Here is a 6,487-nt window from a genome sequence, read left to right as displayed (position 1 = left end):
GTGGGCGGACTTCTTGGCGTACTGCTGGGCCAGTTCCACCAGGTAGTCGCTCTGGCTGCCGGTGTCGTACACCTTGTTGGTCGCGATCGGCTCGGGGAACGTCGTGTACGTGGCCCGCTCGGCCGGCGACAGCTTGCCGATCTTGACCATCCGGTCCAGGATCCAGGACCAGCGCTCCACCGCCCGCTTGTGGTTGGCCTTGCTGAGCGTCGGGTCGTAGAGTCCGGCACCCTTGAGCAGTGAGGCGAGCATGGCGGCCTGGCTCGCGTTCAGCTTGCTGACGTCCTTGCCGTAGTAGGCCTGGGCGGCGCGCTGGATGCCGTACGTCCCGCGGCCGAACCAGCTGGTGTTGAGGTAGCCCTCCAGGATCTGGTCCTTGCTCATCTTGTTGTCGAGCTTGAGGGAGATCATGGCCTCGGTGAATTTACGGCTGACCGTCTGGTTCTGCGAGAGATAGACGTTCTTCACGTATTGCTGGGTAATGGTGGAGCCACCTTCGGTGTCTCCTTCGCCAACTGTCCGCCACAGAGCGCGAGTTATGCCTTTGACGGAGATTCCGGGGTCCGAGTAGAAGCTCTCGTTCTCCGCCGCGAGCACCGCCCAGCGCACGTCCACGGGTATGTCCTTGAGCGGCATGTCCTGCCGCTGCACCCAGCCGGTCCGGGCCATCGGCGTGCCGTCGGACCAGAAGTAGACGTTGTCCTGCTGGGTGGCGTAGCTGTTGAGGTTGGACGGTATGTCCGTGGTCGCGTAGGCGACGACGAGGAACATCCCGGTCAGCCCGATGCCGCCGAGCCAGGCGCCGAGCCACTGCCGCCAGGACGGCATCCAGCGCCGCCAGCCGGCCCGGCCCGGCCGCGGGTACACCGGCCGCAGCCGGCGCGCGTAGGGCGCCAGGGGCGCGAGCCTGGGACCGACCAGGGCCCGGAGGGCCGCCAGTGCCGCCAGCACCCGTTCCCACGGTGACAGGCGCGCGCTGCGGCGCCGCTCGGCACGGCCCGCCGAGGTCGCCGACTCCGGTTCGGTCCGCGGTTGTTCGGGCACCCGGATCTGCATCGTGACGTCGGCCCGCAGGGCGCCCACGTTCAGATGCAGGGTCTCGTCATGGACGGGCGCATCCGGCTTCTTGCGCCGGGCACCAGCGCGGTCGCCGCCCTTGGCCTTCGTCTTCGCGGCGTCGCCGTCCTCGGCCCGCAGGGCGTGCAGCTCGTTCCACAGAGCCTCCGCCTTCTGCCGTGCAACCTCCTGGGCACGCTGAGCGTCGTCGCCCTTCTGCCACAGAGCATGCTCCGCACGCAGCGCGTCGACCTTCAGATGCAGGGTCGCATCCGGCTCGAACGGTTTCTTCTTCCCCCGGGATTTGGCCTGGTCATGGCCCTTCTCCGGGTCGCCCGTCCGCTCCGTTGCGTCCGTCACGACTGCGTCTCCCCTCGCACTCGGTCTTGCGCGCGCGGTTAGACAGGTCGGGTGGACAGGCCGCGACAGGCGCGGCGCTTCGAGCCCCCCTCTTCCCCCGGTCTTTCGGCTCCTCGCGGCCAGCTCAAATTATCAGCGATCTTTTCAAAATCTCCGCACAAGTATCGGACAGAAAGGAAGACTCATGAAATTCTGAGGTGCAGTGATGCCCGTCACTCTCGCATCACTGCCGTTAGCCTGTTCCCATGCCCCGCTACGAGTACCGCTGCCGCACCTGCGCCGCCACCTTCGAACTCGCCCGTCCGATGGCCGACTCGTCGGCTCCGGCAGTCTGCCCCGAAGGGCATGAAGACACTGTAAAGCTCCTGTCCGCGGTTGCGGTCGGCGGGGCGAGGTCCGCGCCCGCCGCCGCCTCCCAGGGCGGCGGCTGCTGCGGCGGCGGCTGCTGCGGTTAACCCTCCGTACGAACGGTCTTCAGGAATTCCCGCAGGATTCGTTCCCCGGCGAGCACGCCCCGTTCCGGCAACGCGCTGATGGCCGGTCCCGTCCACCCGGCGTCGGCCAGCTCACCGTGGCCGGGCCGCCAGCCGCGGTCCGCGGCCAGCAGCAGGTCGGCGTCGAGCAGCGAGTCCCCGGCGGCCAGCGTCAGTCCGGCCCCGGTCCTGCGGGCCACCTCCCGCATCGCCGCGCTCTTCGTCAGCGGCTTCGGTACGGCGTAGATCTTCCGCCCCTGCAGGGACACCGTCCAGCCGCGGTTCTCCGCCCACACGGCGAGGTTCTTCACCCACTCCTCGGGCAGCAGCTCACGCTCCACCACGAGGTAGGCGAACAGGTCCTCGGCGACCCGGTGCTTGCGCAGCCACAGCGGGTCGGCGCGCTCCGTCAGATACGCCCGCACCTCGTCCAGCGGCGCGCACTCGTCGGCCAGCCGTGCCAGCACGCGCGCGTGCCAGTCCCCGTCGGACACCCCGTCCACGAGCAGATGCCCGCCGTTGGCGCAGATGGCATACGTGGGCGGGGGGCCCGGCAGGTTGATGCGCTGGTACTGCTTGCGGGTCCGGGTCGTCGTCGGCACGAACACGGCCGCGTCCCCCAGCTCGGTCAGCAGCCCGGCCGCCGTCTCCGTGAGGTACGACAGCGGCCTGCTCTCGTGCACCTCGACACAGAGCAGCCGGGGCGCCCGAGCGTCCGGCACGGTCAGCGCCAGCGCACCCGCGGAGTAGATCAGCGTACGGTCCAGGTCGCTCGCGACGAGCACCGTCATCAGACGTTCACCGTCCTGCCGTCGGCGCCGGTCGCGCCACGCGTGTACTTGGGGTGGATCAACCCGACGCAGGTGTACGGCAGTTCGCCGACCTCCTGCACGGGCACTCCTCTCTGCTCCGCGAGCAGCCGCACATGGTCGAGGTCGGCGCCCGCCCCGGCCCGCGCCAGGATCTTCCAGGGCACCCGGCGCAGCAGCACCCGGGTGGTCTCGCCGACGCCCGGCTTGACGAGGTTGACGTCGTGGATGTCGTACTCCTCGCTGATCCGCTCGACGGCCGCCCAGCCCTCCCAGGTGGGGGTGCGGTCGGCGACGGCCAGTTCCTTCACGGCGGCGTCCACCGCGTCCACGACCTCGCCGAAGCGCGCGGCGACCGCGTCCAGGAAGGCCACCGACACGTCGGCCCCGGCCAGTTCGCGGTAGAACTTGGCGCCGTGGAAGTCGTGCGGGCCCACCAGGTCGGCGCGCAGCACGGTCCGCGAGATCAGCCCGGAGACGGTCGAGTTGAGGCACGCGGAGGGAATCAGGAAGTCCTCGCGGGTGCCGTACGTCCGTACGCACGACCCGGGGTCGGCGAGCACCGCGATCTCCGGGTCGAAGCCGGTGACGCCCGCCTGCTCCTCGAACTCCTCGACCGCGTCGGCCAGTTCCCTGGTGATCGCGCCCTTGCCGGTCCAGCCGTCCACGAAGACGACGTCCCGCGGGTCGTGGTGGGCGGCCAGCCAGCGCAGGGCGTTCGCGTCGATGCCCCGGCCGCGCACGATCGAGACGGCGTAGTGCGGCAGGTCGAGGCCGTACCGGAACTGCGCCCAGCGGCGCATCAGCACACCGACCGGCGTCCCGGCGCGGGCCAGCGACACCAGCACGGGGCGCGGGGACCGCTCGGCCAGCACGGTCTCGGTGACGACCCCGACCGCCTGCGCGATCCGGGCCGCCGAGGTCCCGAGGGCCGCGTGGAAGAGGGCCTGGTACTGCTCGCTCGGCTGGTACTCCACGGGCAGCGACTCGGCGTAGTGCGCGCCGCCGCTCTGGATGGCCTCCTCGCGTTCCTCGGTCGGTGCCTCCAGCGTGACGTCCGAGAGGTCCTGGAGCAGCCAGCCGACGTCGTCGGGCGCGTAGGAGGAGAAGGCGGGGCCGCGGAGGGGCTCGGGCAGCATGGCGGGGCTCTCTTCGGACAGCGCGGGGACGTACGACGGTACAACCGCGAGCAGGACGTGCGGGGCATGCGCGCCGAGGTGGGCCAGCAGGCCGTCGGGGGCGTGCAGTTCGGGGGTGTCGCCGGTGGAGTCGACGAAGAGGACGACGGCGTCGAAGCCGGCGCCCGCGACGTTGTACGCGTAGCGCTCGCCGGGGCCGTCGGCGGGGTGGTCGTGGGCCGGGAAGGCGAGACGGCTGCGGATGGCGTAGCCGGGGTCGTCGACGGCCAGGACGGGTGACCGGGTGGTGGTGGAGTACCGCACCTCGGCGGTCACCAGGGCCTCCAGCTCACGGGCGACCCTGAGGGGCGTGTACATCAGCTCCTCGAAGCCGAGCGTGAGCACGCGGCGGGCGTCGGGGGGCAGGGCTTCGGCGAGCCTCGCGGCCATGAGGGGCAGGGTTGATTCGAGGCGTATGCGGTGGGCGGGGGTGAAGCCGTGCCGTCCGCCGTCGGGGAGGCCGGGGGGCCAGTGCAGGTCGACACGGGTGAGGTGGGCAGTTCCCCGCGCCCCTGGGGGGTCGGGCCTGGAGTGGGCTTCAGGGGCAGCGCCGGCAAGGGGGGCGGGGAACTGCGCGAACGGCCCCGGCGGCGCCGCGGACGGCCGGCCACCTGTCGCGGCACCCTCTTCGTACCGCGCCACCAGTTCCTGCCCCTTTTCGAGCACCCCCTCCGGCAGCCGCACCGTCCCCGACGCCGCCGCCACCAGATCCACCCGCGCGTCGATCTCCTCGGCGAACGACGCCAGCCGACCCGCGTCCGCCGCCGACCGCATATCCACCAACGCCACCACGACGTAACGTTTCCGCGGATAGCGGGCGTGCAGGTCGCGGATCGTGTTGAGGACCGTGTTGCCGGTGGAGAACTCGTCGTCGACGAGGACCAGCGGGCCGTCACCGGCCAGCAGGGCCGGGTCCTCCGGCAGCAGCAGGTGCGACGTGGCGTGGGAGTGGGACTCCTCGAAGCCGCCCGCGGGGGCCACCCCGGGAACCGGCCGCCGCGTGGAGTGCAGGTACGGCGCGAGCCCGATCCCGTCGGCCACCGAGTGACCCAGCCCCGTGGCGGTCTCGGCGTAGCCCAGCACCACCGACCGTGCCGCCTCCCGCTCGCCGAGCAGCTCGCGCACCCGTCGGCCCAGGCCGAACCCGTGGCCGTACACGACGGACGGCGACTGCGGGACGTGCTTGCCGAGGACGTTGGAGACCAGCAGGTGGGCCCGCTTCGGGTTGCGGCGCAGGGCGAGGCCCAGCAGAGCCCGCAGCCCGTCGTCGCCCGCCAGCTCGACGCCGAGTCGCTCGGCGACCCAGCTGCCGGACCAGACCCCGTTGTTCGCTGAGATGTTCATGCGTTCCCTGTGTCGTCCCCTAGGGCCCGTCACCCGGGTATCCCGGCCGCGAGCAGCTCCACGAAGCCGACGTCCTCGTTGGCGACGCCGAAGACCTCGGCGCGGAGCATGGTCCGCTCGGCCCAGGCCCGGTGCGGCTTCACCTCGTTCATCTTGTTCGTGTAGGCCGAGCGAAGTACACCCCCGCCGCCGCGTTCCGGCCGCAGGATGTCCTGGGCGTCGGAGAACTCCTCGTGACTGACGACGGACAGCGCGTGCACGGGGATCACGTGGGACGGGTGGATGCAGGTCTTGCCGAGCAGGCCGTTGGCCTGGTCGAGGGAGATCTCCCGCAGCAGGCCGTCCATGGCGTGCTCGATGAGCCGCTCGCGCAGTTCCACGGCCTGCCCCTCCAGGAACGGGCTGGCGCGCAGCATCGGCTTGAACATGCGCTCGGGGACCCGGAAGTACTCCCACACCGGCCCGGTCACCGTGAACCCGGTGCCGTCGGCACGGCCCAGCATGTTCACCACGTCGGCGATGACGGAGGCGATGATCTGGACGTCGTAGGCGGTCATGTCGGGCGCCCGGCGCAGCCCGTAGGAGGAGCAGAAGTCGGTGACGCCGAGACGCAGGGCCAGCACCTTGTCGCGGTACTTGTCGACGGTGCGGGCGATGCCCTCCAGGGCGTCCACGCGCGTCTCCCGGTACATCAGCTCGGGCGTCTCCAGCACGGGCATCCCGAACAGCCGGCGTCCGCTGCTCGCCGCGGCGTCCTCCAGCGCCTGGAGGAAGGGGATGCCGCGCTCCTCGGTGAACTTCGGGAACACGAACCCGGACAGCAGCGACACCGTGTCGCCGAGGCGCCGTACGAGGTCGGGGATCTGCTCGGCGTCGCGGACCCGGATGAACAGCAGCGGCAGCTCCGTCCCGGCCCGCTCCCGCTCGGCCAGCTCGGCGAACTGCCGGACGAGGTTCTCCTCGCCCGCCGGGACGTCCTCGTCGCCGATGGAGTCCTCCAGGCACAGCACCATCGAGACCACGCCGAGCGCCGCCTGCTTGACGATGTCGTCGGCCAGCCGCGGCCGGGTGGCCGGACTGTAGAGCGTGGCGCCCAGGGCCGCGGAGAGCAGCCGGGCCGGGGAGTCGGCGGTGAACACGCACGGCTCCTGGTGGAAGAGACGCTGTCGCACCTCAGGGGCGACGTGCCCGAAATGACGCATAAAACTCCCCCGCGGTGGTCTGCTGAGCCTGTGGAACGGGTAAAGGCTGGCCGGTAATAGTACGT

At 71.0% G+C, this 6,487-nt stretch carries 5 protein-coding genes; 1 reads left to right on the top strand and 4 read right to left on the bottom strand.

Annotation, left to right across the window (positions count from 1 at the left end):
* Window positions 1–1,056, bottom strand: a 1,056-nt coding sequence (locus tag ABZ646_RS37315; protein WP_360529349.1) for a biosynthetic peptidoglycan transglycosylase, incomplete at its 3' end; no start/stop codon positions are given.
* 605 nt (window positions 1,057–1,661) lie between these two features.
* On the opposite strand from ABZ646_RS37315, the gene ABZ646_RS37310 reads away from it, so the two are divergent.
* Window positions 1,662–1,871 (top strand): zinc ribbon domain-containing protein, encoded by a 210-nt coding sequence (locus tag ABZ646_RS37310; protein WP_360529346.1) that lies wholly within the window; start codon window positions 1,662–1,664, stop codon window positions 1,869–1,871.
* On the opposite strand, the gene ABZ646_RS37305 is transcribed toward ABZ646_RS37310, so the two are convergent.
* Genes ABZ646_RS37305 through ABZ646_RS37295 form a run of 3 tightly spaced genes read right to left on the bottom strand, consistent with a single transcriptional unit; the run spans window position 1,868 to window position 6,422 of the window.
* Window positions 1,868–2,680 (bottom strand): HAD family hydrolase, encoded by an 813-nt coding sequence (locus tag ABZ646_RS37305; protein ID WP_360529343.1) that lies wholly within the window; start codon window positions 2,678–2,680, stop codon window positions 1,868–1,870. The two genes, ABZ646_RS37310 and ABZ646_RS37305, sit on opposite strands and share 4 nt — an antisense overlap.
* Window positions 2,680–5,220, bottom strand: a complete 2,541-nt coding sequence (locus ABZ646_RS37300) for a phosphoribosyltransferase (protein WP_360529340.1) — start codon at window positions 5,218–5,220, stop codon at window positions 2,680–2,682. The genes ABZ646_RS37305 and ABZ646_RS37300 overlap by 1 nt, the downstream gene beginning before the upstream one ends.
* Window positions 5,221–5,249: 29 nt before the next feature.
* Entirely contained in the window at window positions 5,250–6,422 is a 1,173-nt protein-coding gene (locus ABZ646_RS37295; protein WP_360529337.1) for an HpcH/HpaI aldolase/citrate lyase family protein, read from the bottom strand.
* Window positions 6,423–6,487 lie beyond the last annotated feature (65 nt).

Origin of the sequence: Streptomyces sp. NPDC007162, from assembly GCF_040634175.1 — a bacterium.
Taxonomy (GTDB): Bacteria; Actinomycetota; Actinomycetes; order Streptomycetales; family Streptomycetaceae; genus Streptomyces.
Note: the sequence above shows the minus strand (reverse complement) of the source record. Positions and strands in the feature narration are given on the sequence as shown.

What these genes read in the sequence shown, in the direction of transcription:
- ABZ646_RS37305 (WP_360529343.1), bottom strand. Translation starts at nt 2,680, where the DNA reads ATGACGGTGCTCGTCGCGAGCGACCTGGACCGTACGCTGATCTACTCC.
- ABZ646_RS37295 (WP_360529337.1), bottom strand. Translation starts at nt 6,422, where the DNA reads ATGCGTCATTTCGGGCACGTCGCCCCTGAGGTGCGACAGCGTCTCTTC.
- ABZ646_RS37300 (WP_360529340.1), bottom strand. Translation starts at nt 5,220, where the DNA reads ATGAACATCTCAGCGAACAACGGGGTCTGGTCCGGCAGCTGGGTCGCC.
- ABZ646_RS37310 (WP_360529346.1), top strand. Translation starts at nt 1,662, where the DNA reads ATGCCCCGCTACGAGTACCGCTGCCGCACCTGCGCCGCCACCTTCGAA.